The following is a 3,713-nucleotide window of genomic DNA, read 5'->3' on the forward strand; positions in this document are numbered from 1 at the left end:
CTGCGGGATCAGCTGGATGAAACTGCGGGCGATCTCGGCCTTGTCGGCGCACATGGCGCATCTCCTTGCTTGCTCGGGCCTTTATGCGGGCGCCGCCGCGCCACCGCAAGGGCGCGACACCGCCCCGCCTTGCCCTGCGCCCCGCGCCGGACTAGGTTTTGCTGCAAGAGCAAGGAGGAGCGGATGACCGACACCCGCATCAGCTTCAAGGAGATGTGCGCGCGCTTCGACGTGACGCCGCGCACCCTGCGGTATTACGAGTATATCGAGCTGCTCGCCCCCGAGCGCCAGGGCCGCCAGCGGTTCTACGGCGCGCGCGAGGTGGCCCGGATGAAGCTCATCCTGCGCGGCCGCAAGTTCGGCTTCCAGCTCGAGGACATCCGGAAGTGGCTGGAGATGCGCGAGCAGGAGGGCAACGAGGCCCAGATGCGCGCCTGGGTCGAGATGGCCGACCGCCAGATGCTGGAGCTGGACGAGCAGCGCCGGCAGCTCGACGAGGCGATGGACGAGCTCAAATCGCTGCGAGACGAGACCGTCGAACTCTGACCTCTCCGGACCTTTTTCAAAGCGCTTGCAGGACCCCGCGCGGGCCGATTGTCGCGAATTTCGAACGATTCGACCGGTCGTGGCCGGGCTCCGTCGGGCCCGGAAGGGCCTTGGCGTGGCCCTGTGCCTGCCCTGACGCCGCCGTCACCGGGAAAGAATTTTCCGAAATCATGCGGGTGACGTGAAAGGAAGTTACGTCAACTTGGAAATGACGTAGCGTCCGAGTTACGCGGCCGAAATTCACCATTGTAAGACTGGGGTCGAAAGCGCACCTCACGCGGCACATTAACGCAACGTGAGGCTATCCAGACCAATGAGCGACGAGCAACTGATGACAATCCGCGAGATGTGCGACCTCTTCGAAGTCACGCCCCGGACTCTGCGCTTTTACGAGCAGAAGGAGCTGCTCTTCCCGATCCGCGAGGGCCAGAAGCGGCTCTTCACCCGGCGCGACCGGGCGCGGCTCAAGCTGATCCTGCGCGGCAAGCGCTTCGGCTTCAGCCTGGAAGAGATCCGCCAGCTGCTCGACCTCTACGACATGGGTGACCAGCAGCACACGCAGATCGCCCGCACCTACGAGATCGCCCAGGGCCGGCTTGCCGACCTCGAACGCGAGCGCGACGAGCTGAACGCGGCGATCGACGACCTGAAGGAACAGCTCGCCTGGGGCGAGCGCATGCTGTCCCAGCTGCAGCAGAAAAGGGCCAGCTGACAAGGCAGCCCGGCATCTTAGGAGGAGAATACATGCCGACGTACACCGCCCCCGTGAAGGACATGCAGTTCGTGCTGCACGACGTGCTCGCGATCAGCGAGGCCGGCATCCCCGGCTACGAGGAACTCGATCGCGACACCACGGGCGCGATCCTCGAGGAGGCCGCGAAGCTTGCCGAGAACGTGCTGGCGCCGCTCAACCGGGTCGGCGACGAGCAGGGCTGCGTGCTCGAGAACGGGGTGGTGCGCACGCCGGAAGGGTTCAAGGACGCCTTCGACCAGATGCGCGACGGCGGCTGGACCGCGCTCGACTGCGATCCGGAGTACGGCGGCCAGGGCCTGCCCTACCTGATGTCCACGGCGGTGGGCGAGATGTTCTCCTCGGCCAACATGGCCTTCAACATGTACCAGGGCCTGACCCATGGCGCCTACAACGCGATCCATGCGCATGGCTCGGAGGAGCAGAAGGCCACCTACCTGCCGAAGATGGTGAGCTGCGAGTGGGGCGGGACGATGAACCTGACCGAACCCCACTGCGGCACCGACCTCGGGCTTATCAAGACCAGGGCCGAGCCGCAGGAGGACGGCAGCTACCGCATCACCGGCTCCAAGATCTGGATCTCGGCCGGCGAGCACGACATGGTCGATAACATCATCCACCTCGTGCTGGCCAAGATCCCCGGCGGCCCCGAGGGTGTGAAGGGCATATCGCTCTTCATCGTGCCAAAGTTCATTGTGAATGCCGACGGCTCGCCGGGCGCGCGCAACAGCCTGTCCTGCGGCGGGCTCGAAAAGAAGATGGGCATCCACGGCAACGCCACCTGCGTGATGAACTACGACGGCGCCACCGGCTTCCTCGTGGGCGAGGCGCACAAGGGCATGCGGGCAATGTTCACCATGATGAACGAGGCGCGTCTCGGCGTGGGCCTGCAGGGCTTCGCGCAGGGCGCCGTGGCCTACGAGAACGCGCTCGGCTTCGCCAGGGAGCGCCAGCAGGGACGGGCCGTGACCGGTACCCAGATGCCCGAGGCGCCGGCGGACACCATCATGGTACACCCGGACGTGCGGCGGAACCTGATGGACCAGAAATCCATCACCGAGGGCGCCCGCGCCTTCGTCTACTGGGGCGCCATGCTGATCGACAAGGCCCACCGCGCCGAGGACCCGGACGCCGAGGGGCTGATCTCGCTGCTGACGCCGGTGATCAAGGGCTTCCTGACCGACAAGGGCTTCGAGACCTGCGTGCTGGCGCAGCAGACGCTGGGCGGATCGGGCTTCACCCGCGAATGGGGGCTCGAGCAGTTCGTGCGCGATGCGCGGATCACAATGATCTACGAGGGCACCAATGGCATCCAATCGCTCGACCTCGTGGGCCGCAAGCTGGCGACGGACGGCGGCAAGCATGTCATGGCCTTCTTCGATATGGTGAAGCGCTTCATCGCCGAGAACAAGGGCCAGGACGAGGCCTTCGACGCCCAGTTCCTCGAGCCGTTGAAGGCCGCTTCAAAGGACCTTCAGGCGGCGGGCATGTTCTTCATGCAAAAGGGCATGAAGAACCCCAACGACGCGCTGTCGGGCTCCTACGATTTCATGCATCTCTTCGGCCACGTCTGCCTCGGGTTCATGCACTCCCGCATGGCGCTGGCGGCGACGGCGGCGCTGGAGGCGGGCGGCGACAAGGCGTTCCTGAACGCCAAGCTCGCCACCGGGCGCTACTACATGGCGCGGCAGCTGCCGGCGACGAAGACCCATCTCGCACGGATCGAGAGCGGGGCGGAGCCGGTCATGGCGCTCGACGCCGAGGCGTTCTGAGGCCTTCGGTGGGCCCGACTGCCCATCCCGCTGCCATGCAGCCCGCCCGTGCCGAAACGCCTCCTCCCTACCCGCCGCTTCTCCGTCGCGGTGACCGAGGACTGCTCGCGCGGGCTGAACGCTTCGCGGCACAGGCGGGTCTCGACCAGGGCGAGGCGCTGTCCTTTCTCATCGAGAGCTTCGACAGCGTGACCGACGCGGACCTGCCGGGGCACCGGCTGCGGCTCTTCAACTCGGAACTGGAGGCGCACAGGCGCTGGGACCCGGCGGCTCCGCAGAAGGCATACGGCGGAGCCGTCCGGCTCTGGGGTCTGGGGCTGCAGAAGGGGCGCGCGACACGAGGGGAATGTCGACCGTCGGAAGCTCTGAAAAGCGGGCGTCACATGGTCGGGGCTCGTGTGGCAGGACGGCGGGACGTGACCGGTTCGAGACCCTCCGGGCGCGGCACCAGGCCCGAAATGAAGGACCGGGGGTTTCACACCCCCGGACCCCCGTGGAGTTTAGGGGCAAGATGAAGTTGCAGGACCGCACATCGAACCCGGGTAGGCCTGCAGGTCGGGCTGCACTCGGTCCACTCTCCCGCGCGCCCGACCGCTTGGCGGAACGCAGGCGCGCGGGAGAGCTTCACCTTGCACGCCGCTCAT

At 66.4% G+C, this 3,713-nt stretch carries 3 protein-coding genes and 1 pseudogene; all 4 read left to right on the forward strand.

All coding sequences use genetic code 11. From position 1 onward, the window contains the following. Positions 1 to 183: 183 nt before the first annotated feature. Positions 184 to 546, forward strand: a complete 363-nt coding sequence (locus HC022_RS21060) for a MerR family DNA-binding transcriptional regulator (protein WP_167453726.1) — start codon at positions 184 to 186, stop codon at positions 544 to 546. 313 nt (positions 547 to 859) lie between these two features. Beyond that, complete coding sequence (locus HC022_RS21065) at positions 860 to 1,258, forward strand: MerR family DNA-binding transcriptional regulator (protein ID WP_008884482.1); 399 nt, start codon at positions 860 to 862, stop codon at positions 1,256 to 1,258. 32 nt (positions 1,259 to 1,290) lie between these two features. After that, on the forward strand, positions 1,291 to 3,069 hold the full coding sequence (locus tag HC022_RS21070) for an acyl-CoA dehydrogenase C-terminal domain-containing protein (protein WP_167453727.1): 1,779 nt from the start codon (positions 1,291 to 1,293) through the stop codon (positions 3,067 to 3,069). Positions 3,070 to 3,117: 48 nt separating this feature from the next. Beyond that, positions 3,118 to 3,326 (forward strand): annotated as a pseudogene (locus HC022_RS29400) (hypothetical protein); the annotation flags it as partial. Positions 3,327 to 3,713: the final 387 nt, after the last annotated feature.

The organism is Salipiger sp. HF18 (assembly GCF_011806505.1).
Classification (GTDB): Bacteria; Pseudomonadota; Alphaproteobacteria; order Rhodobacterales; family Rhodobacteraceae; genus Salipiger; species Salipiger thiooxidans.